Annotated in this window: 28 protein-coding genes and 1 pseudogene; 21 read left to right on the top strand and 8 right to left on the bottom strand. The window is 54.0% G+C overall.

Translation table 11 applies throughout. From position 1 onward, the window contains the following. The first annotated feature begins 1 nt into the window (after nt 1). From fliS to amyA, 3 genes are all read left to right on the top strand, one after another. Nucleotides 2–409, top strand: coding sequence for a flagellar export chaperone FliS (fliS, locus tag ACO7SM_RS09030; RefSeq protein WP_490470538.1), 408 nt, complete (start codon nt 2–4; stop codon nt 407–409). After that, the gene (gene fliT / locus ACO7SM_RS09025) at nt 409–780 is read left to right on the top strand and encodes a flagella biosynthesis regulatory protein FliT (RefSeq protein ID WP_490470537.1); all 372 of its coding nucleotides are present in this window, start codon (nt 409–411) and stop codon (nt 778–780) included. The genes fliS and fliT overlap by 1 nt, the downstream gene beginning before the upstream one ends. A gap of 68 nt (nt 781–848) precedes the next feature. Beyond that, a complete protein-coding gene (gene amyA / locus ACO7SM_RS09020; RefSeq protein WP_490470536.1) occupies nt 849–2,336 on the top strand; it encodes an alpha-amylase in 1,488 nt (495 codons plus the stop codon). A 40-nt stretch (nt 2,337–2,376) separates the two neighbouring features. On the opposite strand, the gene yedD is transcribed toward amyA, so the two are convergent. Next, nucleotides 2,377–2,790 carry a lipoprotein YedD gene (yedD, locus tag ACO7SM_RS09015; RefSeq protein ID WP_490470902.1) on the bottom strand — a complete coding sequence of 138 codons (414 nt, stop codon included), beginning with the start codon at nt 2,788–2,790 and terminating at the stop codon, nt 2,377–2,379. Between the two features lie 184 nt (nt 2,791–2,974). On the opposite strand from yedD, the gene yedE reads away from it, so the two are divergent. Together yedE and yedF are read left to right on the top strand one after the other, a co-directional pair. Beyond that, nucleotides 2,975–4,180: a selenium metabolism membrane protein YedE/FdhT gene (gene yedE / locus ACO7SM_RS09010; RefSeq protein ID WP_490470535.1), complete on the top strand. Its 1,206-nt coding sequence runs from the start codon at nt 2,975–2,977 to the stop codon at nt 4,178–4,180. Then, entirely contained in the window at nt 4,177–4,410 is a 234-nt protein-coding gene (yedF, locus tag ACO7SM_RS09005; protein WP_039030671.1) for a sulfurtransferase-like selenium metabolism protein YedF, read from the top strand. Before yedE ends, yedF begins: the two co-directional genes overlap by 4 nt. Before the next feature lie 47 nt (nt 4,411–4,457). Here yedF and ACO7SM_RS09000 read toward each other — a convergent pair whose 3' ends face one another. From ACO7SM_RS09000 to fliE, 3 genes are all read right to left on the bottom strand, one after another. Then, a complete protein-coding gene (locus tag ACO7SM_RS09000) occupies nt 4,458–5,159 on the bottom strand; it encodes a methyltransferase family protein (protein ID WP_490470534.1) in 702 nt (233 codons plus the stop codon). Further along, nucleotides 5,156–5,878, bottom strand: a complete 723-nt coding sequence (gene cmoA / locus ACO7SM_RS08995; RefSeq protein WP_490470533.1) for a carboxy-S-adenosyl-L-methionine synthase CmoA — start codon at nt 5,876–5,878, stop codon at nt 5,156–5,158. Before cmoA ends, ACO7SM_RS09000 begins: the two co-directional genes overlap by 4 nt. 517 nt (nt 5,879–6,395) lie before the next feature. After that, complete coding sequence (gene fliE / locus ACO7SM_RS08990) at nt 6,396–6,710, bottom strand: flagellar hook-basal body complex protein FliE (RefSeq protein ID WP_192612586.1); 315 nt, start codon at nt 6,708–6,710, stop codon at nt 6,396–6,398. A 216-nt stretch (nt 6,711–6,926) separates the two neighbouring features. Between fliE and fliF the strand changes: the two genes are divergently transcribed. From fliF to rcsA, 14 genes and pseudogenes are all read left to right on the top strand, one after another. After that, nucleotides 6,927–8,600 (top strand): flagellar basal-body MS-ring/collar protein FliF, encoded by a 1,674-nt coding sequence (gene fliF / locus ACO7SM_RS08985; RefSeq protein WP_490470532.1) that lies wholly within the window; start codon nt 6,927–6,929, stop codon nt 8,598–8,600. Next, nucleotides 8,593–9,591, top strand: coding sequence for a flagellar motor switch protein FliG (fliG, locus tag ACO7SM_RS08980; RefSeq protein WP_490470531.1), 999 nt, complete (start codon nt 8,593–8,595; stop codon nt 9,589–9,591). The genes fliF and fliG overlap by 8 nt, the downstream gene beginning before the upstream one ends. Continuing rightward, complete coding sequence (gene fliH / locus ACO7SM_RS08975; protein ID WP_490470530.1) at nt 9,584–10,294, top strand: flagellar assembly protein FliH; 711 nt, start codon at nt 9,584–9,586, stop codon at nt 10,292–10,294. Before fliG ends, fliH begins: the two co-directional genes overlap by 8 nt. Next, nucleotides 10,294–11,664, top strand: a complete 1,371-nt coding sequence (gene fliI / locus ACO7SM_RS08970) for a flagellar protein export ATPase FliI (protein WP_192612590.1) — start codon at nt 10,294–10,296, stop codon at nt 11,662–11,664. Before fliH ends, fliI begins: the two co-directional genes overlap by 1 nt. A gap of 21 nt (nt 11,665–11,685) precedes the next feature. Continuing rightward, nucleotides 11,686–12,129, top strand: coding sequence for a flagellar export protein FliJ (gene fliJ, locus ACO7SM_RS08965; RefSeq protein WP_490470529.1), 444 nt, complete (start codon nt 11,686–11,688; stop codon nt 12,127–12,129). Next, on the top strand, nt 12,126–13,346 hold the full coding sequence (fliK, locus tag ACO7SM_RS08960; RefSeq protein WP_490470528.1) for a flagellar hook length control protein FliK: 1,221 nt from the start codon (nt 12,126–12,128) through the stop codon (nt 13,344–13,346). Before fliJ ends, fliK begins: the two co-directional genes overlap by 4 nt. A 104-nt stretch (nt 13,347–13,450) precedes the next feature. Continuing rightward, the gene (gene fliL / locus ACO7SM_RS08955; RefSeq protein WP_490470527.1) at nt 13,451–13,918 is read left to right on the top strand and encodes a flagellar basal body-associated protein FliL; all 468 of its coding nucleotides are present in this window, start codon (nt 13,451–13,453) and stop codon (nt 13,916–13,918) included. Nucleotides 13,919–13,922: 4 nt separating this feature from the next. Then, on the top strand, nt 13,923–14,927 hold the full coding sequence (gene fliM / locus ACO7SM_RS08950; RefSeq protein ID WP_490470526.1) for a flagellar motor switch protein FliM: 1,005 nt from the start codon (nt 13,923–13,925) through the stop codon (nt 14,925–14,927). Then, nucleotides 14,924–15,337, top strand: a complete 414-nt coding sequence (gene fliN / locus ACO7SM_RS08945; RefSeq protein WP_192612595.1) for a flagellar motor switch protein FliN — start codon at nt 14,924–14,926, stop codon at nt 15,335–15,337. The genes fliM and fliN overlap by 4 nt, the downstream gene beginning before the upstream one ends. 2 nt (nt 15,338–15,339) lie before the next feature. After that, entirely contained in the window at nt 15,340–15,714 is a 375-nt protein-coding gene (fliO, locus tag ACO7SM_RS08940) for a flagellar biosynthetic protein FliO (RefSeq protein WP_490470525.1), read from the top strand. Continuing rightward, nucleotides 15,714–16,451 (top strand): flagellar type III secretion system pore protein FliP, encoded by a 738-nt coding sequence (gene fliP, locus ACO7SM_RS08935; protein WP_490470524.1) that lies wholly within the window; start codon nt 15,714–15,716, stop codon nt 16,449–16,451. The genes fliO and fliP overlap by 1 nt, the downstream gene beginning before the upstream one ends. Nucleotides 16,452–16,459: 8 nt before the next feature. After that, nucleotides 16,460–16,729, top strand: a complete 270-nt coding sequence (gene fliQ, locus ACO7SM_RS08930; RefSeq protein ID WP_490470523.1) for a flagellar biosynthesis protein FliQ — start codon at nt 16,460–16,462, stop codon at nt 16,727–16,729. An 8-nt stretch (nt 16,730–16,737) separates the two neighbouring features. Then, nucleotides 16,738–17,514: pseudogene (fliR, locus tag ACO7SM_RS08925) on the top strand (flagellar biosynthetic protein FliR); the annotation flags it as partial. Between the two features lie 300 nt (nt 17,515–17,814). Further along, the gene (gene rcsA / locus ACO7SM_RS08920; RefSeq protein WP_301697512.1) at nt 17,815–18,438 is read left to right on the top strand and encodes a transcriptional regulator RcsA; all 624 of its coding nucleotides are present in this window, start codon (nt 17,815–17,817) and stop codon (nt 18,436–18,438) included. A gap of 57 nt (nt 18,439–18,495) precedes the next feature. On the opposite strand, the gene dsrB is transcribed toward rcsA, so the two are convergent. Next, nucleotides 18,496–18,684, bottom strand: a complete 189-nt coding sequence (dsrB, locus tag ACO7SM_RS08915) for a protein DsrB (RefSeq protein WP_490470522.1) — start codon at nt 18,682–18,684, stop codon at nt 18,496–18,498. A gap of 129 nt (nt 18,685–18,813) precedes the next feature. On the opposite strand from dsrB, the gene yodD reads away from it, so the two are divergent. Both yodD and ACO7SM_RS08905 read left to right on the top strand, forming a co-directional pair. Next, nucleotides 18,814–19,041, top strand: a complete 228-nt coding sequence (gene yodD, locus ACO7SM_RS08910) for a YodD family peroxide/acid resistance protein (RefSeq protein ID WP_490470521.1) — start codon at nt 18,814–18,816, stop codon at nt 19,039–19,041. 311 nt (nt 19,042–19,352) lie between these two features. Next, on the top strand, nt 19,353–20,168 hold the full coding sequence (locus ACO7SM_RS08905; protein WP_490470520.1) for a mannosyl-3-phosphoglycerate phosphatase-related protein: 816 nt from the start codon (nt 19,353–19,355) through the stop codon (nt 20,166–20,168). On the opposite strand, the gene dgcQ is transcribed toward ACO7SM_RS08905, so the two are convergent. The 3 genes from dgcQ to ACO7SM_RS08890 form a co-directional block, all read right to left on the bottom strand. Then, on the bottom strand, nt 20,147–21,859 hold the full coding sequence (dgcQ, locus tag ACO7SM_RS08900; protein ID WP_490470519.1) for a cellulose biosynthesis regulator diguanylate cyclase DgcQ: 1,713 nt from the start codon (nt 21,857–21,859) through the stop codon (nt 20,147–20,149). The genes ACO7SM_RS08905 and dgcQ overlap by 22 nt on opposite strands. Nucleotides 21,860–21,983: 124 nt before the next feature. Beyond that, nucleotides 21,984–22,166 carry a YodC family protein gene (locus ACO7SM_RS08895; protein WP_203360824.1) on the bottom strand — a complete coding sequence of 61 codons (183 nt, stop codon included), beginning with the start codon at nt 22,164–22,166 and terminating at the stop codon, nt 21,984–21,986. Between the two features lie 76 nt (nt 22,167–22,242). Continuing rightward, complete coding sequence (locus ACO7SM_RS08890) at nt 22,243–23,160, bottom strand: DUF808 domain-containing protein (RefSeq protein ID WP_490470901.1); 918 nt, start codon at nt 23,158–23,160, stop codon at nt 22,243–22,245. Nucleotides 23,161–23,191: the final 31 nt, after the last annotated feature.

Below are 23,191 nucleotides of genomic sequence, written 5' to 3'. Positions count from 1 at the left end.
CATGTATACCGCCAGCGGTACAAAAGCCTATGCAAAAATCGGCGTGGAAAGCGCCGTAATGAGCGCCAGCCCGCATCAGCTAATCGAAATGTTGTTTGACGGCGCCAACAGCGCCCTGGTGCGCGCACGCTTGTTTATGCAACAGGGCGACACTGTCGCGAAAGGCGAAGCGTTAAGCAAAGCCATCAACATTATCGACAATGGACTTAAAGCCGGTCTGGATGAGGAGAACGGCGGCGACGTCGCGACCAATCTGTCGTCACTGTACGACTACATGATCCGCCGTTTGCTGCAGGCAAACTTACGTAATGACAGTCAGGCCATTGAAGAAGTGGAAGGGTTACTCGGCAATATTGCAGAAGCCTGGAAGCAGATCTCACCGAAAGCATCTTCCCAGGAGTCTCGTTAATGACCTTAGCCGTGGAGTTTATCAACCGTTGGCAGCGCATTGCGCTGCTCAGTCAATCGCTGCTGGAACTTGCGCAGCGGGGTGAATGGGATCTGTTACTGGAACAGGAAGTTTCCTATCTACAAAGCATTGAAACGGTTGTGGAAATACAAACTCCACCGGGGATTACGCGAAGCGTTCAGGAGCTGATTGCGGGCTATATTAAACAGACGCTGGATAACGAACAGCGTCTGAAAGTCCTGCTGCAACAGCGTCTGGATGAGCTCAGCAGCCTGATAGGCCAGTCAACGCGCCAGAAGTCACTCAACCATGCCTATGGTCGTCTCTCGGGCATGCTGCTGGTGCCCGACGCCCCTGCCGCGCCTCAATAAAATCCCGCTTAGCATCAATTATCTTCCATACTCCAGAGGTCGGCTAAACGACTTCTGGAGCACGGAAGATGAAAAACCCCACGTTATTGCAGTACTTCCACTGGTATTACCCTGAGGGCGGCAAGCTGTGGCTTGAACTGGCTGAACGCGCGGGCGGACTTAACGATATCGGTATCAATATGGTCTGGCTACCCCCGGCCTACAAAGGCGCTTCTGGCGGTTATTCCGTGGGTTATGACTCCTACGACATGTTCGATCTCGGCGAGTTTGATCAAAAAGGCACTGTTGCCACCAAATACGGTGACAAAGCCCAGTTGCTGGGGGCGATTGATGCGCTCAGGCACAATAACATTGCCGTTCTGCTGGATGTGGTGGTCAACCATAAAATGGGTGCAGACGAGAAAGAAGCCATCAGAGTACAGCGCGTCAACGAGCAGGATCGCACGCAGATTGATGACGAGATCATCGAATGTGAAGGCTGGACGCGCTACACCTTCCCTGCCCGCGCCGGTCAGTATTCACAGTTCATCTGGGACTTCAAATGTTTTAGCGGCATCGACCATATCGAAAATCCCACCGAAGACGGCATTTTTAAGATAGTCAACGACTACACCGGCGAAGGCTGGAACGACCAGGTCGATAACGAACTGGGTAACTTCGACTATCTGATGGGCGAAAATATCGACTTTCGCAATCACGCGGTAACGGAGGAGATCAAATACTGGGCGCGCTGGGTGATGGAACAAACCCAGTGCGATGGCTTCCGCCTGGACGCCGTCAAACACATTCCCGCCTGGTTTTACAAAGAGTGGATCGAACACGTCCAGGAAGTGGCGCCAAAACCGCTTTTTATCGTCGCAGAGTACTGGTCGCATGAGGTGGACAAACTGCAAACCTATATCAACCAGGTCGACGGGAAAACCATGCTCTTCGACGCCCCTTTGCAAATGAAGTTTCACGAAGCGTCGCGTCAGGGGCGTGAGTACGACATGAGCCAGATTTTTACCGGAACGCTGGTCGAAGCCGATCCGTTCCACGCCGTGACACTGGTCGCTAACCACGACACTCAGCCCCTACAGGCGCTGGAAGCCCCCGTCGAACCGTGGTTTAAGCCGCTGGCCTATGCGCTGATCCTGCTACGGGAAAACGGCGTACCGTCTGTTTTCTATCCCGACTTATACGGTGCCCACTATGAAGACGAGGGTGGCGACGGGGAAATTTACCCCATTGATATGCCGGTGATTGAGCAACTCGATGAGCTTATTCTTGCCCGTCAGCGTTTCGCCCACGGCATCCAGACGCTCTGGTTTGATCACCCTAACTGTATCGCGTTCAGCCGTAGCGGAACCCAGGAAGACCCAGGATGTGTGGTGGTGCTCTCGAATGGCGACGATGGCGAGAAGACGATCACCTTAGGCGCGAATTACGGCAATAAAACCTGGCGTGATTTTCTCGGAAACCGAGAGGAAAGTGTGCTCACCGATGAAAACGGCGAAGCAACGTTTTACTGTAACGGAGGAAGCGTCAGCGTGTGGGTGATTGAAGAGGCCATATAAAATACCACCCCGGCAGCACAATACCGCCGGGGTTTGCCTGTCAGGGCAACGGCGTCGCCAGTGGCGATTTTTGTAATTCCTCTGCGCACTCCGTCGTCGGGCGATCCACGCGTTGCAGCGTCATGCCGTCATACGTCAGCGTGTTCCCGGTACGTTCAATCGGGTAGATCTCACGTTTGGTCGTCACGTTGGTCAGCTCGCCCGAAAACATAGTCAGTTTCCCCGGCACGGCAATCACACGCTGCCACTGGCGGCAATCCAGCGTATCGCCCTCTTTTGTCACCACCAGGCTGGCAATAGCTTCCGGGCTCATCATCTTGCGCTGTGGCCCCTTCGACTGCCAGTACCCTTCCAGACCGGCGGGCGCAGGCGTTTTCACCACCTCGTTATAATTTTCCACCTCGGCACACCCGGCAAGAACCAGTAGTGCACCAACGATTGCTAATTTTTTCATCATTCATCCTGCATGCGAAGAAAATGGGATTGTGGCATTAAAGCCCTGATGTCGCCAGCCTTTCTGGGAGCATGGCTTACTTTGATCTCGTCGGTATTACTTCTTTTTAGTCGTGGGAAAAAAATATTATCGGTGTACTATCCGCACTTCTTTATATTCCTTCTGAGTTCAGAGGCTAAAAAGTATGTCCTGGCACCACTTCAAACACACTTATCTGATTAAATTCTGGGCCCCGGCCCCTGCGGTCATCGCAGCAGGTATTCTCTCCACCTATTATTTCGGCATCACCGGCACGTTCTGGGCGGTAACGGGGGAATTTACCCGTTGGGGCGGTCAACTCCTGCAATTGTTTGGCGTTCACGCCGAAGAGTGGGGTTACTACAAGATCATTCATCTGGAAGGCTCTCCCCTGACCCGCATCGACGGTATGATGATCCTCGGCATGTTCGGCGGCTGTTTTGCCGCAGCGCTGTGGGCCAACAACGTCAAATTGCGTATGCCACGCAGCCGTATTCGCATCATGCAAGCAATTATAGGCGGAATCATCGCCGGCTTCGGTGCCCGTCTGGCAATGGGCTGTAATCTGGCCGCATTCTTCACGGGCATTCCGCAGTTTTCCCTCCATGCCTGGTTCTTCGCACTGGCTACAGCGATAGGCTCCTGGTTCGGCGCCCGCTTCACCCTGCTGCCCATTTTTCGTATCCCGGTAAAAATGCAGAAAGTCTCTGCGGCTTCTCCGTTGACGCAAAAGCCGGATCAGGCCCGTCGCCGCTTCCGTCTGGGCATGCTGGTCTTTATCGGGATGATCGGATGGGCGCTGTTGACGGCAATGGATAAGCCGAAACTGGGGCTGGCGATGCTGTTCGGCGTCGGATTCGGTCTGCTGATTGAACGCGCGCAAATCTGTTTCACCTCGGCGTTTCGCGATCTGTGGATCACCGGACGTACCCATATGGCGAAAGCGATCATCTTCGGTATGGCGGTCAGCGCCATCGGCATCTTCAGCTACGTGCAATTAGGCGTAGAGGCGAAGATCATGTGGGCGGGTCCGAACGCGGTGATCGGTGGTCTGCTGTTTGGCTTTGGCATCGTACTGGCGGGCGGTTGCGAAACCGGCTGGATGTACCGTGCGGTCGAAGGCCAGGTCCACTACTGGTGGGTCGGGTTAGGCAACGTGATAGGCTCCACCCTGCTGGCCTATTACTGGGATGACTTCGCTCCCGCGCTGGCTACCAGTTGGGATAAAGTGAACTTACTCAACACCTTTGGTCCGTTGGGCGGATTGTTGGTCACTTACCTGCTGCTGTTTGCCGCGCTGATGTTGATCATTGGCTGGGAAAAACGTTTCTTCCGTCGTGCCGGGCTGACGCCTGCTAAGGAATCTGTATGAAAGAGATAGTCCCTGATTATCGCCTCGATATGGTCGGCGAACCGTGTCCCTATCCGGCGGTCGCCACGCTGGAAGCGATGCCGCAACTGAAAAAAGGGGAAATACTGGAAGTGGTCAGCGATTGCCCGCAATCCATTAATAACATTCCGTTAGATGCGAAAAATCACGGCTATACGGTGCTGGATATTCAGCAGGATGGCCCAACGATTCGCTATTTGATTCAGAAGTAAAAACATTCTCCCGTTGCGCCGTGCAACGGGAGTCTCTCTGTCACCCGTCAGCGCGCAGAACTTGCTTTGAGTTTCCCGGATTTTTTCAGCATGCGGATCCCTAAGCAGGCCAACAGCACGGTCAGCGCAAGCGCCCCTGAAACCATCCAGTCTTGCGGAGCCGTGTTCAGCCCCCTGGCGCTCAGTGCCACCAGCATCAACAGGCTAATACACATCGTGCTGTATTCTTTCACAATCACCCGACGCCAGTGAAAAGAAAAGGTGCGCAGCGTCTGGGGCAGCCCTGCCAGACGTGGCAACAAGCGCGGCGTGGAGGCGCAATATTGCCGATATGTTTCACCAAAACGTCCTTCAAGGTAGCGTTCTTCTGCGGCAATAATACAGGCGTACGCCAGGAAGAGGACTGGCATCGTTATCGTCAGATACCACAGGTTATTGGCCATCACGCCAAAGCCAATGATTAACAAAAGATTGCCGAGGTACAATGGGTTTCGGCAGTGCGCAAATAATCCGCTCTGCACCAGATTATCGGCATACACCTGACGATTACGCCCGCCACGCACAATGTAATCCAGCCCCACGGTCAGAATACGAATGCCTTGTCCGGCCAAAACAATCAGTCCGCCGATAACCAGCATCGCGGTGGGTGCATCAACGGCGTTCGTATGGCCCAAAAACAGCGTTAAATATAAAAAAGGAAATAACGTGTTGCGGGTACGAAATAGAAAATTACCAACCGATACCCTCATTTAATGGCCACCATTCCGCAGAAGTTATACCAACGGAAAAATACCTCGACACTACTAAATCCGGCGTCGTGCAGCATTTGTCGATTTTCAGCTTCACTAAATGGGATGAGGACATTTTCCAGCGCTTCGCGTTTCTGGCTAATTTCCAGCTCGCTGTAGCCGTGGCGACGTTTCATGTTGTAGTAATAATTGATGTACTGACGATTAAGCTCCGGTGATTCACAAACCACTTTTTCAACCAGAATTAACGCGCCGCCAGAATTCATTCCCTGATAGACGGAGGAGAGCAGCATTTTGCGGTGCAGAGGGCGGACAAACATCAGCGTCAGAAGCATGGTCACCACGGAGGCGTTATCCAGCGCTGGCATATCTCTGAGGTCATGACAGAGAAAACGCGCATCGCGGGAAGACCCCAGTTGCTCAAATTTCTCCCGGCATTTGTCCAGCATCTCTGGCGAGTTATCGAATCCAGTAAAGGAGACACTGTTCGGCAGCAGATTGTCCAGCAACGCCAGCGTCGTGCCGGTCGCACAGCCCAGGTCATACAGTTGGGTTCCCGGCACGGCATAGCTTGCCGCCATCTCCCCGGTCATCCGCTGGATCTCCTGATAAAACGGCACAGAGCGATCGACCATATTGTCAAACACACCGGCTACCTGACCATCGAAGCAAAAATCGCCGGCCACTTTTTCTTCCGCAAACAAGTTATCCAAATTCATAGTTATTCCACTAAACAGAGGTATAGCCGCCCCGAAACAGGCAAGGCTGAAGAGATATTTAGGATATGTTTAACGTGGTTATATTAAGATAACATTAGGAAGTGGAACAAAATCAGAAGTTCTAATTAATTTGATAATAATAAACTTTACTTTAGCATGTTCTACAACATCATTAATACACGCATTCAAACTCGCCTTTATCATTTTACCTCTTTAGTAGCAAAATCATCACCTTTTACTCCATTGAGCTCATAAAAGAAGTTTTACTTATTTTGATGGTATTTCACCAAAGCATAATTAAATGAATACTTAATAATAAGAACATGCGCTTGCATGGGGAAATTAATGCGGTGAATGCGAAATTCCAAAATAGAGAATGACGTTGCATGACAACTCTGCAACCTGAAGAGGCGGAAGCGTCGGCGTCAGTCGATCAAGACCAATCGACGCGACCTTTATTGCGATCGCGCTTAGAAACAATATCAATGTATAGCGTGTTGAAAATAAGGGTTTTGCGCTACACCTGCATGCTCATCACTTCCTGATACGCTGACACCAGTTTGTTGCGCACCTGGATCCCCATCTGCATAGAGACGGAGGCTTTTTGCATATCGGCCATCACATCGTTGAGCGCAATCCCGGGTTCACCCAGCGTGAATTTTTCTGCCTGCACGCGAGCGGCCGTCGATGTATCACTAATACGATCCAACGCCGCATGTAACTGACCGGCAAAACTCACGGTCGGTTGTGGGAGCGCGTCTTGCGCTTTCGCGGACATCGCCGTTGCCTGTAACTGGCTAATGACCCCTTCAATCCCCTGTATTGCTGACATTCTGTTCCCCTGGATGATTTTTTACGCAGCAGAGATTAACAGCTTGTCAATAAGATAAAGGCGCTAAATAACGATAAAAAACCACGGTTTTTGAGGCATAGAAAAATTCGAAACCGCAAATAATGAGACCGTCAATTTTTCGAGTTTGCTGACCCGGGAGTGAGTCTTGTTCCACTTTGCAAAAAACGCCGTCCACGATCAGTCACGAGGTGCGAGATGAGTGCGACTGCATCGACTGCAACCCTACCTAAACCTCTCGAGTGGCTTAACCGTCTACGCGCGAATCCCAGAATCCCCCTGATTGTGGCGGGAGCTGCCGCTATTGCCATTGTGGTTGCAATGGTGCTGTGGGCAAAAGCGCCCGATTACCGCACGCTGTTCAGCAATCTGTCCGATCAGGATGGCGGCGCTATCGTCACGCAACTGACCCAGATGAACATCCCCTACCGTTTTACGGAAGGCAGCGGTGCAATTGAAGTTCCCGCTGATAAAGTGCATGAACTGCGTCTGCGCCTGGCTCAACAAGGATTACCGAAAGGCGGTTCTGTCGGCTTCGAGCTGCTGGACCAGGAGAAGTTCGGCATCAGCCAGTTTAGCGAGCAGGTCAATTATCAGCGTGCTCTGGAAGGCGAACTGGCCCGAACCATCGAAACGCTGGGGCCGGTGAAACACGCACGCGTCCACCTTGCGATGCCTAAGCCGTCGCTGTTTGTTCGCGAACAAAAATCCCCTTCGGCCTCCGTCACGGTGAATCTGGAGCCAGGACGCGCGCTGGATGAAGGGCAAATTAGCGCCGTGGTGCATCTGGTTTCCAGTGCCGTCGCCGGTCTGCCGCCTGGGAATGTCACGCTGGTTGATCAGGCGGGTCATCTGTTAACCCAGTCGAATACCAGCAGCCGCGATCTCAATGACGCACAGCTAAAATACGCCAGCGATGTGGAAGGCCGCGTGCAGCGCCGTATCGAATCGATACTCGCGCCGATCGTCGGTAACGGCAACGTCCATGCGCAGGTGACGGCGCAACTGGACTTCGCCAATAAAGAGCAGACGGAAGAACAGTACCGTCCGAATGGCGATGAGTCGCAAGCGGTGCTGCGTTCGCGCCAGCTTAACGTCAGCGATCAGGTCGGTTCCGGGTATCCCGGCGGCGTTCCGGGCGCACTGTCTAATCAGCCAGCGCCGGCCAATTCAGGGCCGATCAGCACGCCGCCAGCCAATCCGCAGAATGGCCAAAACGCCCAGCAGACCAGCAATAGCAGCTCGGCAGGGCCGCGCAGTACGCAGCGTAATGAAACCAGCAACTATGAAGTAGACCGTACCATTCGCCATACGAAGATGAACGTCGGTGATGTCCAGCGTCTCTCAGTCGCGGTGGTGGTCAACTATAAAATGTTGCCGGACGGCAAGCCGTTGCCGCTGACAGCCGATCAGATGAAACAGATTGAGGCGTTAACCCGTGAAGCGATGGGATTCTCCGACACGCGTGGCGATACGCTGAATGTGGTGAACTCGCCGTTTAGCGCGACGGATGAAAACGCGGGCGAACTGCCATTCTGGAAACAGCAGGTCTTTATCGAACAACTGATCTCTGGCGGTCGCTGGCTGTTGGTGCTGCTGGTTGCCTGGATCCTGTGGCGTAAAGCGGTGCGTCCGCAACTGACCCGCCGTGCTGAAGAAGCCAAAGCGGCGCAGGAACAGGCGCAGATTCGTCAGGAAACCGAAGAAGCCGTCGAGGTTCGCCTTAGCAAAGACGAGCAAACGCAGCAGCGTCGGGCGAATCAACGCCTGGGCGCTGAAGTGATGAGCCAGCGTATTCGCGAAATGTCAGACAACGATCCGCGCGTCGTGGCGCTGGTCATTCGCCAGTGGATGAATAACGATCATGAGTAATACCCTTTCCGGCACCGATAAAAGCGTCATTTTGCTGATGACCATTGGCGAGGATCGCGCGGCGGAGGTGTTCAAACACCTCTCCCAGCGCGAGGTACAAACCCTGAGTGCGGCAATGGCGAATGTCCACCAGATCTCCAATAAACAGCTAACGGACGTACTGGCGGAGTTTGAGCAGGAAGCCGAACAGTTTGCGGCACTGAATATCAATGCCAACGAATATCTGCGTTCGGTGCTGGTGAAAGCTCTGGGCGAAGAGCGTGCTGCCAGCCTGCTGGAAGACATTCTCGAAACCCGCGATACCGCCAGCGGCATTGAAACGCTCAACTTTATGGAGCCGCAAAGCGCCGCCGACCTCATCCGCGACGAACACCCGCAAATTATCGCCACCATTCTGGTGCATCTCAAACGCGGCCAGGCAGCAGATATTCTGGCGTTGTTCGACGAACGTCTGCGCCACGATGTGATGCTGCGTATCGCCACTTTCGGCGGTGTACAGCCAGCGGCATTAGCAGAGCTGACGGAAGTGCTGAACGGTCTGCTCGACGGCCAGAATCTCAAGCGCAGCAAAATGGGCGGCGTGAGAACGGCGGCAGAAATCATCAACCTGATGAAAACCCAGCAGGAAGAAGCGGTTATTACTGCGGTACGCGAATTCGACGGCGAACTGGCGCAGAAAATTATCGACGAAATGTTCCTGTTCGAAAATCTGGTGGATGTCGACGATCGCAGCATCCAACGCCTGCTACAGGAAGTGGATTCCGAGTCGTTGCTGATCGCCCTGAAAGGTGCAGAACAGCCGCTGCGCGAGAAGTTCCTGCGCAATATGTCGCAACGTGCCGCCGATATTCTGCGCGACGATCTCGCCAACCGTGGCCCGGTACGTCTGTCTCAGGTCGAGAACGAACAAAAAGCGATTCTGCTGATTGTGCGCCGTCTGGCGGAAACCGGCGAGATGGTGATTGGCAGCGGCGAGGATACCTATGTCTAACGAACTGCCGTGGAAGATCTGGACTCCGGAGTGCCTCGACCCGCCGCTTGCCGAGTTTGTCCCTGCCCAGCAGGACGACGATGCGCTCTCTGCGGATGTCGAGGACGAACCCGCACTGAGCGCCGAACAGCAGCTTGAGCAACAGCTTACGCAGTTGAAAATCCAGGCCCATGAGCAGGGTTATAACGCGGGTCTGGCAGAGGGTCGAACGTCCGGCCACCAGCAGGGATATCAGGAAGGCATGGCGCAGGGTCTGGAACAAGGCCAGGCGCAGGCGCGTTCGCAACAGGCGCCGATTCACGCGCGCATGCAGCAACTGGTCAGCGAGTTTCAGAACACCCTGGATGCGCAGGATAGCGTTATTGCGTCACGCCTGATGCAGATGGCGCTGGAAGCGGCGCGTCAGGTGATTGGTCAGACGCCGGTGGTGGATAACGCCGCGTTGATTAAACAGATCCAGCAGTTGTTACAACAGGAACCGCTGTTCAGCGGTAAGCCGCAGTTGCGCGTTCACCCCGATGATTTGCAACGCGTGGAAGAGATGCTCGGCGCAACGCTCAGTTTGCACGGCTGGCGTCTGCGCGGCGATCCCACCCTGCACCATGGCGGATGTAAAGTCTCCGCGGATGAAGGCGACCTTGACGCCAGCGTCGCCACGCGCTGGCAAGAACTCTGCCGTCTGGCAGCGCCCGGAGTCGTCTGATGACTACCCGCCTGACCCGCTGGCTGAATACGCTGGACAACTTCGAAGCCAAAATGACGCAACTGCCTGCCGTGCGTCGTTACGGTCGGCTGACCCGCGCCACCGGACTGGTGCTGGAGGCAACAGGACTGCAACTCCCGCTCGGCGCAACCTGCATTATTGAGCGCCAGGATGGGACAGAAACCAACGAAGTCGAGTGCGAAGTGGTCGGCTTTAACGGCCAGCGTCTGTTTTTAATGCCGCTGGAAGAGGTCGAAGGCATTCTGCCGGGGGCCCGCGTCTATGCCCGAAACGGTCACGGCGACGGGCTGCAAAGTGGCAAGCAATTGCCGCTGGGCCCGGCGCTGCTTGGGCGTGTACTGGACGGCGCAGGGAAACCGCTGGACGGTCTCCCCTCCCCAGAAACCACCGAAACAGGTGCGCTCATTACCCCGCCGTTTAACCCGCTACAGCGTACAGCGATTGAGCATGTGCTGGACACCGGCGTGCGTCCGATCAACGCCCTGTTAACCGTGGGTCGCGGACAGCGTATGGGGCTGTTTGCCGGTTCCGGGGTCGGGAAAAGCGTCCTGCTCGGCATGATGGCACGCTATACCCGCGCAGACGTGATCGTTGTGGGTCTGATTGGCGAACGTGGCCGTGAAGTCAAAGATTTTATCGAGAATATTCTCGGCACCGACGGGCGCGCGCGCTCAGTGGTGATTGCCGCACCGGCGGATGTTTCGCCGCTGTTGCGAATGCAAGGGGCGGCCTACGCCACCCGTATCGCCGAGGATTTTCGCGATCGCGGCCAGCACGTGCTGCTGATTATGGATTCATTAACCCGCTATGCGATGGCGCAGCGTGAAATCGCGCTGGCGATCGGTGAACCGCCCGCGACGAAAGGCTATCCCCCTTCGGTCTTCGCCAAATTGCCCGCGCTGGTCGAACGTGCCGGTAACGGTATTCACGGCGGCGGTTCCATCACCGCGTTTTATACCGTACTGACCGAAGGTGACGACCAGCAGGATCCGATTGCTGACTCCGCGCGTGCGATCCTTGACGGTCACATTGTGTTATCCCGACGCCTTGCCGAGGCCGGGCACTATCCGGCCATTGATATTGAGGCGTCGATCAGTCGTGCAATGACCGCGCTCATCACCGAGAAACACTACGCGCGGGTACGCAATTTCAAACAACTGCTGTCCAGCTTCCAGCGTAACCGCGATCTGGTCAGCGTTGGCGCCTATGCCAAAGGCAGCGATCCGATGCTGGATAAAGCCATTGCGTTGTGGCCCCAGCTCGAGGCGTTTCTGCAACAAGGTATTTTTGAACGGGCAGACTGGGAAGATTCCCTTCAGGCTCTGGATCTGATTTTCCCGACGGTGTGATAAAGCAGGAGGGTAAACGTCATGGCACAACACGGCGCACTGGCAACGCTGAAAGATTTAGCTGAAAAGGAAGTGGATGATGCCGCACGCCTGTTGGGTGAAATGCGGCGCGGATTTCAGCAGGCGGAAGAACAACTGAAGATGCTGATCGATTATCAGCATGAATACCGAACCAACCTCAATACTGATATGGGACAAGGCATTGCCAGCAACCGTTGGATTAATTACCAGCAATTTATCCAGACACTGGAAAAGGCCATTGAGCAGCATCGCCATCAACTCAACCAGTGGACGCATAAAGTCGACACTGCGCTGAATAGCTGGCGTGAAAAGAGGCAGCGACTGCAAGCCTGGCAAACCCTACAAGACCGACAAACCGCGGCAGCCTTACTGGCTGAAAACCGCCTGGATCAGAAAAAGATGGATGAATTTGCTCAGCGTGCAGCCATGAGGAAACCTGAATGATCACATTGCCCCCACTGGTAACGACGCAGACAGACGTGACCGGCGGCTCACCAGATGCCGGAAAAACAGGCGACGCCGCGCAGGATTTCCTGGCGCTGCTGGCAGGCGCGTTAGGCGCGAACGACACGCAGGGGAACGCGGTTGTGTTGCCGTTTACCGACGTACAGACTGCAATTGACCCGCAGCAAAAAGGACTGTTGTCTCAACATGGCGAGGCGTTCTCCGCCGAAAAACTGGCCGACCTGCTGGCGCGCCCGAACCTGGCGACTGACGAAACCCTGACCACCCTGACCGACGCGCAGCAGTGGCTTTCCACGCTCACGCCGACGATGAAAAACAACGCGCTGACGGCACTGAACAAATCCGCACAAGCGGACGAAAAAACACCGCATCTCAGCGACGAAGACCTCGCCAATCTGAGCGCTTTGTTTGCCATGCTGCCCGGCCAACCGAGCATAACGCCCGTCAACAGCAGCGCTGCGGCCCAAAGCGGTGCCTCGCTGAGCACAGCGTTGCGTAGCGAGACAGCTCAGACAGCGCAGGAGCTCGCCTTTACGTTCCCCCCTGACGAGGGGAAAAAAGGCAAGCCGGATGCCGCAATCCACAGCGCTGGCACAGAAACCGATCAGACTCAGCCGTTGACGCCGCTGGTCGCCGCTGCTACCGCCAAAGCGGATCTCGAAAGCAGCCCTTCCCCGGTGGCGCCAGGCCTTGCAATGACGGCGGTCAGCAGTCCGGCAGCACAGCCACAGCCGCTTCCGACGGTTGCCGCGCCGGTGCTCAGCGCGCCGTTGGGTAGCCATGAGTGGCAGCAATCGCTGAGCCAGCACATTACGTTGTTCACCCGTCAGGGGCAGCAGAGTGCCGAACTGCGCCTGCACCCGGAAGATCTGGGCCAGGTGCAAATCTCGCTGAAGCTTGATGACAACCAGGCGCACTTGCAGATGGTGTCGGCGCATAGCCACGTCCGCGCCGCGCTGGAAGCGGCATTACCGGTCTTACGTACGCAACTGGCGGAAAGCGGGATCCAACTGGGCCAAAGCAGTATCAGTAGCGAAAGTTTTAGCGGGCAGCAGCAGGCGTCGTCCCAGCAACAACAGACCGCCCGGTCGCAGGGGCAAGAGTCCCCGCTTGCCGACGATGACGGCAATCTGGCCGTGCCGGCCTCATTGCAGAACGCGTCCCGCGGCAATGGCGCGGTGGATATCTTCGCCTAACGCCAGAGGTAGCATGATTATCCGTGTCTTTTCCACGCTTTGACGGGAACAGGACACGGGATAATCAGCCAATAAGCTGTACCGAAACAGGAAGCCCGTATCAGATGACTGACTCCGCGATGAACAGAAAGAGCAAACGCTCTATTTGGATCCCTTTGCTGGTGCTAATTACCCTCGCCGCCTGCGCGACCGCGGGTTATAGCTACTGGCGTATGCAGACGCATCCGTCTGTCAGCGCCAACCCACAACCGGCTCCGCCAGCCGCCCCGGTGTTTTTCGCGCTGGATACGTTTACCGTCAATCTGGGCGATGCGGATCGTGTGCTGTATATCGGCGTGACGCTACGACTGAAAGATGAAGTGACCCGCTCGCGCCTCAGTGAATATCTGCCTGAAGTGCGCAGCCGTTTGCTGCTGCTGTTTTCCCGCCAGGATGCCTCCGCGCTCTCCACGGAAGACGGCAAACAAAAACTGATTGCCGCCATTAAAGAGACGCTCTCTACTCCGCTCGTTGCTGGACAACCGAAACAGGAAGTCACCGACGTTCTTTATACAGCTTTTATTCTGCGGTAAAGACATGGGCGATAGTATTCTCTCTCAGGCTGAAATCGATGCGCTGCTCAACGGCGACAGCGAGACCAAAGACGAACCGACGACAGGCATCGTAAGCGAAAACGATATTCGTCCCTATGATCCCAACACCCAGCGCCGCGTGGTACGTGAGCGTCTGCAAGCGCTGGAGATCATTAACGAACGTTTCGCACGCCAGTTCCGTATGGGGCTGTTTAACCTGCTGCGTCGCAGCCCGGATATCACCGTCGGCGCTATCCGTATTCAGCCGTACCACGAATTTGCGCGCAACTTACCGGTGCCGACCAACCTGAACCTGATCCACCTGAAACCGCTGCGCGGTACGGGTCTGGTGGTGTTCTCCCCGAGTCTGGTGTTTATTGCGGTGGATAACCTGTTCGGCGGCGACGGTCGTTTTCCGACCAAAGTTGAAGGCCGGGAATTTACCCACACCGAGCAGCGCGTCATTAACCGCATGCTGAAACTGGCGCTGGAAAGCTATAGCGACGCCTGGAAAGCCATTAATCCACTGGAAGTGGAGTATGTGCGTTCTGAGATGCAGGTGAAATTTACCAATATCACGACCTCTCCGAACGACATTGTGGTCAATACCCCTTTCCACGTTGAGATTGGCAACCTGACCGGCGAGTTTAACATCTGCCTTCCCTTCAGCATGATTGAACCGCTGCGGGAATTGCTGGTTAACCCGCCGCTGGAAAACTCGCGCCATGAGGATCAGAACTGGCGCGACAATCTGGTGCGTCAGGTTCAGCACTCAGAACTGGAGCTGGTCGCGAATTTTGCCGACGTTCCGCTGCGTCTTTCCCAGATATTGAAACTCAAACCCGGTGACGTACTGCCGATTGAAAAACCCGATCGCATTATTGCTCATGTGGACGGTGTGCCTGTGCTGACCAGCCAATATGGCACCGTGAACGGTCAGTATGCGTTACGTGTAGAACATCTGATCAACCCGATTTTGAATTCGCTGAATGAGGAACAGCCCAAATGAGTGACATGAATAATCCGTCCGATGACAACAATGGCGCATTGGACGATCTGTGGGCTGACGCGTTAAACGAGCAAAAAACACCGACGGGTAAAAGCGCGGCCGATGCCGTGTTCCAGCAACTGGGCGGCGGCGATGTCAGCGGCACATTGCAGGATATCGACCTGATCATGGATATTCCGGTCAAACTGACGGTTGAACTGGGCCGTACCCGCATGACGATCAAAGAGCTGCTGCGTCTGACGCAAGGCTCCGTTGTCGCACTTGACGGTCTGGCCGGAGAGCCGCTGGATATTCTGATCAACGGCTATCTTATCGCGCAAGGTGAAGTCGTGGTGGTTGCCGACAAATATGGCGTGCGCATCACTGACATCATTACGCCGTCTGAGCGTATGCGTCGTCTGAGCCGTTAATCATGAAAACCCAGGCCATTGTTTCACAACCTGCCACCGTTCCCGGTTCGCCGCTTGCTCAGGTCAGCGGCGCATTGCTGGGAATTATTGTGCTGATACTGGTCGCCGCCTGGGTGATTAAACGCCTGGGATTCGCGCCCAGGGGAAACAAAGCCCGTGGGCTCAATGTGTCTGCCAGCGCCTCGCTCGGCCCACGCGAACGGGTGGTGATTGTGGATGTTGACGATGCGCGTTTAGTGCTTGGCGTTACGGCGTCCTCGGTCAATTTACTCCACACCCTGCCTGCCATCGCGGAGAGTGCAGACGAAAAACCGGCCTCTCCTGCTGATTTTCAGGCCATGATGAAGAACTTGCTAAAGCGTCCCGGGAGATCCTGATGCGTCGTTTGTTATCCCTCACGCTCATGGGTGTATGGCTTTTCTCTCCCGCTGCACTGGCTCAGTTACCGGGACTGGTCAGCCAGCCCTTACCCGGCGGCGGACAAAGCTGGACGCTTCCCGTGCAAACGCTGGTGTTCATCACCTCGCTGACCTTCCTGCCCGCTATCCTGCTGATGATGACCAGTTTTACCCGTATCATCATTGTGTTTGGCCTGCTGCGTAACGCGCTGGGAACACCGTCTGCGCCGCCAAACCAGGTATTGTTAGGACTGGCGCTGTTCTTAACGTTTTTCATCATGTCGCCGGTGATTGATAAAATCTACGTCGATGCCTATCAGCCGTTCAGCGAAGAGAAGATTTCCATGCAGGAGGCGATGGCGAAAGGCGCGCAACCGCTGCGCGAATTTATGCTGCGCCAGACCCGCGAGGCTGACCTGGCGCTGTTTGCGCGTCTGGCAAATAGCGGGCCGCTACAAGGGCCGGAAGCGGTTCCGATGCGCATCCTGCTCCCGGCTTACGTGACCAGTGAGCTGAAAACCGCCTTCCAGATCGGTTTTACGATATTCATTCCTTTTTTGATAATCGACCTGGTGATCGCCAGCGTGTTGATGGCGCTCGGGATGATGATGGTTCCCCCCGCTACCATTGCGTTGCCGTTCAAGCTGATGCTCTTTGTTCTGGTTGACGGCTGGCAATTGCTGGTGGGCTCACTCGCACAAAGCTTTTACAGCTAGGGGACGAAATGACGCCTGAATCGGTCATGATGATGGGCACCGAGGCGATGAAAGTCGCCCTCGCGCTTGCCGCCCCTCTCCTGCTTGTCGCCCTGGTCACCGGTCTGATTATCAGCATTTTGCAGGCGGCAACCCAGATCAACGAAATGACGTTGTCTTTCATTCCGAAAATAGTGGCAGTGTTTATTGCGATTATCGTTGCCGGCCCGTGGATGCTTAACCTGTTGCTGGATTACGTGCGCACGTTATTCACCAATTTACCCTACATCATCGGGTAACGCGCGCGATGTTGCAGGTAACGAGCGAACAGTGGCTATACTGGCTTAATCTTTATTTCTGGCCGCTGCTGCGCGTGCTGGCGCTCATTTCGACGGCCCCCATCCTCAGTGAACGCGCGGTGCCGAAACGGGTAAAGTTGGGGCTCGGGATGATGATAACCTTTGTCATTGCTCCTTCGCTTCCCGCCACCGATGTGCCGATTTTCTCCGCCAGCGCATTGTGGCTGGCGATGCAGCAAATCATGATTGGCATTGCTCTGGGATTTACCATGCAATTTGCCTTTGCCGCCGTGCGTACCGCCGGTGAACTGATAGGATTGCAGATGGGGCTTTCTTTCGCCACCTTTGTTGACCCTGCCAGCCATCTCAATATGCCCGTGCTTGCCCGAATCATCGACATGCTCGCAATGCTGCTTTTTCTGACTTTTAACGGGCATTTATGGTTGATTTCGCTGCTGGTCGATACTTTTCATACCCTTCCTGTCGGCGACAACCCGGTTAACAGTAATGCGTTTCTGGCGCTCGCCCGGGCAGGCGGTATGATCTTCATCAACGGGCTTATGCTGGCTTTACCGGTGATCACCGTGCTGTTAACGCTCAACCTGGCGTTGGGGCTGTTAAATCGTATGGCGCCGCAGTTGTCGATCTTTGTGATTGGTTTCCCATTAACATTAACCATCGGTATTTCGTTAATGGCTGCCCTCATGCCATTAATTGCGCCTTTTTGCGAACACTTATTCAGCGAAGTTTTCAATTTATTGGCTGATGTGGTGAGCGAACTTCCGCGAAATAAATAACCCACAGTATTTATCCTGTTTTGCTAAGGATTATCCGAAATTTAAATTTCAAAAACATCTACCAGGATATATCCGCCACCTGTTATTTGTTTTTATCTCACTCACATAACGCAACATTTACTTTACTTTAAGATAATTCCAGGCAAATTATACGTAACTTTACGGGATAGTAAGTCCGCCTGAAAAATCGCAGAAGTGTCATATTGAACCACTATTATTGTTCAGTTGGGTTACTAAAAGATATTCAGGTAAGGGGAATTATCGTTACGCATTGAGTGAGGGTATGCCATGTCAACGATTATTATGGATCTATGCAGTTACACCCGGCTTGGGTTAACCGGGTATCTGGTAAGCAGAGGGGTGAAGAAAAGGGAAATCAACGACATTGAAACCGTTGACGAACTCGCCATCGCTTGTGATTCACACCAGCCGTCTGTGGTGTTTATTAATGAAGACTGTTTTATCCACCACCCATCTAACAGTCAGCAAATAAAGCAAATCATTAATCAGCATCCCAATACATTATTTATTGTTTTTATGGCAATTGCCAATGTGCATTTTGATGAGTATTTGCTAGTTAGAAAAAATTTATTGATCAGTTCTAAATCAATCAAACCAGATTCGCTGGATGATATCCTTGGCGATATTCTGAAAAAAGAGACAGATATTTCCGAAGGTGTTAATTTACCAACGTTATCGTTAAGCCGGACTGAATCCAGTATGTTACGCATGTGGATGGCCGGTCAGGGAACCATTCAGATTTCAGATCAAATGAATATCAAAGCGAAAACCGTGTCATCCCATAAGGGGAATATTAAACGAAAGATAAAAACGCATAATAAGCAGGTTATCTATCACGTGGTACGTCTGACAGATAATGTTACAAACGGTATTTTTGTTAATATGCGCTGAAGCCTCCGGACTGGCGGGAATGCCGCCAGTTCGGGTAAATCGTGCTGACGTGACGCGTTAGTCTGCTTTCTCCACGAAGATGCCATCCTGATGGCCCGATTCGTTAAAGAACCAGATACCGAGCGGGTAGTCTTCCAGCGAAACCAGGTACATTGTGCCTTCACTAAACTCTTCTACCGCCAGTACCACGCCAGGCCGGCGAGGGCCGCCGTCCGTTTTGACTGTCACCCGATCATTCACCTTCATCGTAATCCTCCTGTGGCTTTGTGCCAGTGTAGAACAATTTCCTTTTTCTGGCAGTGTCTGCCCCGCGTGATTGCTGGTTTTCTCTACGGTCTATACTTATAAGTGCCACGGTTGAATGAGGTATTGAAGATGAAAACCGCGAAAGAGTTCAGCGATATGGCCAATCGCGATGTCAGTATCGATGTTGACGCCCTGCTGGCGGCAATTAATGAAATCAGCGAGAGCGAAATTCGTCGAAGCGAGAACGACCCTGAGAGAGCCAGCGTCGATGGCCGTGATGACCATACATGGCATGAATTAGCCGACGCCTTCGAGCTCGATATTCATGACTTCAGCGTAACGGAAATCAATCGCTGACTTTAGGCGAAAAAAATCCCGGTCCTGAGGGCCGGGATCAAACTTGCTTATGCAAGAAGCACTTGAAAATTCGTTACACCAGGAAATCTGATGTGCTCCAAACCTTATCTGCAATTTTTTTGCAAGACAAGTAAATATTTTTATCACGAATGATTACTCTTACTAATGGTTGTGGCTGAAATTGAGAAATCCCCTACCCACCGTCAGGGTATACCGGGAGCGTTCCCTGTCTGGGGTCTCTACAAAGGCATTGAGTTTTAAGACTTATCCTGGTCGTAAGGCTGCGGTCTCACAGGCGTCGAGGTATAAAAATGCTATCACTCCTTAACCCCCTGCTGATTTTTACCGATCTCGATGGCACCTTACTGGATAGTCATACTTATGAATGGCAACCGGCAACGGACTGGCTGGCCGCCCTGCGCGAGAATCATATTCCGGTTATCCTGTGTAGCAGCAAAACCGCGGCGGAGATGCTGTATCTCCAAAAGACGCTGGATCTGCAAGGGTTACCGTTCATCGCAGAAAATGGCGCCGTCATTCAGTTAGACACCCACTGGCAGACCCACCCTGATTATCCGCGTCAGATCGCCGGTACGCCCCACGCAGAAATCAGTCTGGTGCTGAACAAACTTCGCGACAAAGGGCGCTACAAATTTACGACATTCGACGATGTTGATGAGCTGGTCATTGCCGAATGGACCGGGCTTAGCCGCACCCAGTCGGCGCTGACACGTTTGCATGAAGCTTCAGTTTCGCTTATCTGGCGTGACAGCGATGAACGAATGGCGCAGTTTGCCGCAAAGCTCAGCGAGCTTGGCCTGCAATTTCTCCACGGCGCGCGCTTTTGGCATGTACTGGATTCTTCCGTTGGCAAAGATCTGGCGGCGAACTGGCTGACAGGTGAATATCAGCGGCAATGGAAGAAACACCCCATCACCCTGGGTCTGGGAGATGGGCCAAATGACGCCCCGCTTCTGGATGTTATGGACTACGCGGTAATCGTGAAAGGACTCAACCGCGAAGGCGTCAGGTTAAAGGCGGATACCCCGCAACGGGTATACCATACGCAACAGGAAGGCCCGGAGGGCTGGCGCGAAGGGATGGATTATTTCGTCGCCATGCTCTGATCGACATCGCTGGCGCACACGCGGTTACGTCCGGTCTGTTTGGCCCAATAGAGCCGCTGGTCTGCCAGCGACTGTAGCTGCTCAATGTCGTAATCCCCCGTTTCCTGCGAACTGCTGACGCCAAACGAGGCGCTAATCCAGATGGTGGTGTTGTTCGCAACCAGGATCTCTTTGCCATTGATCCGACGACGGATACGTTCGGCAATTCGCTCAGCCTGAGACAACGTCGCCCCCGGCAGAATAATGCAGAACTCCTCACCGCCGACACGCCCGGCAAGATCATGCGCGCGCAGCGTTCCGCCGATTAACCCTGCCGCGTGCGACAGCACCCGATCGCCAGCCTGATGACCAAAACGGTCATTCACGCTCTTGAAGTGATCCAGATCGAGCTGAATCACCGAGAAAGGCTGTCTCCCCTCCCGGCTGCGTTTGGCCTGGATGCGCGCCTTTTCAAACAGTCCGCCCCGGTTATACAGCCGGGTCAGGGTGTCATGCCAGGCCTGCCATTGCAGCGAGTTTTGCATCACAAACATATTGCTGACCATATGCCGGATAACCCCCCACGAAATCAGCAACATGGCCGTAACGAGCATCCACAGCAGCCCCAATGCGATGCTGATACTGCCAAAGTCCCCCTTCAGCCCTTCTTTTAAGGTATGCACACGTACAAGCACGCCATCAAAATTGTCCAGTCGCACCCAACTGATGTAGCGACTTCCCATGCGTTTACCGCCAACGGTATCTTTCGCCATGTCGGCAACGAGAATGGCTTGCTCCTGCTCATCAAACACATTGACCTTGCGCTTTTCCGAGGTTGAGGTCGTCAGCAGGCGGAGTTGGCTGTCGTAGAGTTGGTACTCACCTTCCATGTCTTTTACGATGGCGTCCTGCAGAAAACGCTTTATGGATAAAACAGGGATATCCATGGCGAGCACGCCATACCAGTAGTTTTCATGATCCAACGGCACACTGGCCGTGACCATCTGCTGCCCTTCACGGGCCGCGTTCACCGGGGACGTAAACCAGCGGACACCGCGCTGCGGGTTCAGTCGTTGCGTTTGTTGCTTAAACCACGGCTGATTCACATAGTCATAATAGCGGGTGAGTATATCTGCGCCGTACGGGGTGGGCTGTGTTGCGACATAGAATCCGGAGCGAGAAACATACATCACCTGGTGTGCCATTGAGGCGGATGAATGAGCCAGACGCATCAGGTATCCGGCCTCCAGTGCGGCCGTCAATTCATTCGCCAGATTCGCGTTTTCACGGGTGAGCAGACTGGCCTGGTCGACAAGCTCATCAGAAACGCCATTAAGCGACAGGGTGCGACGTCGGTCGAGCTCGAGCTGCCAGAAACGCTGCTTTCGCAGTTGCTCAAATTGGGTGACGGCACCATGTAATACCGCAAAATCGAGCGGTGTAAGCAGCGCGTCATGCGTACCGTTTCGCAAAAAAATCAGTTTATCGACGTTGAATTGCAGTTGTCGGTCGAGGACGTTCGCGACACTATCCAGGTGATTTTGCTGGCTGGAAATGTAGGCGTCTTCAAGCACCGCAACTTCACGCCAGGTGAGTAAGGTAGAGAAGATCATCACCGCCACAAAACAGAGATTTACGACGTGTCCTGGCCTGAAACGTCGGAGGGCCGTTTTCAGCCAGCTCCTGTTTTCCATCGTTGTCTCATGCGGCACTCTGACGACTCCCTGAAAGTTGAATATCCTTATCCTGACATAACCCGGCCGCTATGTGTTGCCTTGCAACCGTATTTTTGTTTACTAAAAATAAAACGCCCGGCATTCACCGGGCGTTTCTTCGTCAGGCTTCTTCCCGAATTCGCCTTCCGTCACCGGGCACGAGTTCATTCTCATGGAATGCTTCTCGTTTTACGCCAAAACCGTCATACCAACGGCACTCGACCATTCCACTGGAATAACCGGTGACAATCATACGAGGCCCGCCATCTTTCATGGTCACTTCCTCGCTGACAACAAACACCATACCTGCCTCCTCTTCAGGTGAAACTGTTTCACCTTAGACGACGATGGCCTTTTTTGCGTACTTTGCCAGGGTGCAATTAGTGCGATACGCCCCGAACGCGTGCGATCGCTTTTACCAGGGCAACAACAATGGCGCCCACGATAAAGCCCAGCACGAGGTTAAGCAGCGTCGGCAGGATGAGTGCAATAAACGCGGTTTGCTGCTGGGCAAAATGTTCGATGGCATGGTGTAACGGCGCGATCCCGTGAACCACAATTCCGCCTCCCACCAAAAACATCGCTAGCGTCCCTACAACGGACAATGCTTTCATCAGCCAGGGGGCGACGACTAACAAGCCTTTCCCGACGAACTGTGCCACCGCACTGGTTTTTTCCACCAGCCAGAAACCTATATCGTCCAGTTTTACGATGATGCCTACCAGTCCATAAACACCGACGGTGACGACCAGAGCAACCCCCGACAACACCAGCACCTGATTCAGCAACGGCGACTGCGCAACAATCCCCAGGGTAATGGCCACAATTTCGGCGGAGAGAATAAAGTCAGTCCGAATTGCCCCTTTAATTTTGTCTTTTTCGAAAGTGAGAGGATCCTGCGCGGCGATGGCCTCCAGACGCTGCTGCCGGTCTGCCGGACTTTCTTTGTGTTTTCGCGCCTCTAACGTGTGGAGCACTTTTTCCACGCCTTCGAAGCAGAGAAATGCCCCGCCAATCATCAGTAACGGGGTGATGGCCCAGGGAATAAAAGCGCTGATGAGCAGCGCCAGCGGCACCAGAATCACTTTGTTTACCAGCGAGCCCTTGGCCACACTCCAGACCACGGGAAGCTCACGGTTAGCCCGCACGCCAGAAACCTGCTGCGCGTTGAGTGATAAATCATCGCCCAGCACACCGGCCGTTTTTTTCGCAGCCAGTTTTCCCATCATAGAGACATCGTCCAGCAACGTGGCGATATCGTCGAGCAACGTTAGTAAGCTACTTCCTGCCAAGATAATTCCCTCTGTGTTTTTCTTTTTGACACTGCAA

Source organism: Citrobacter sp. LJND-P06, from assembly GCF_058188415.1.
This window is presented reverse-complemented; position numbering and strand designations above follow the sequence as displayed.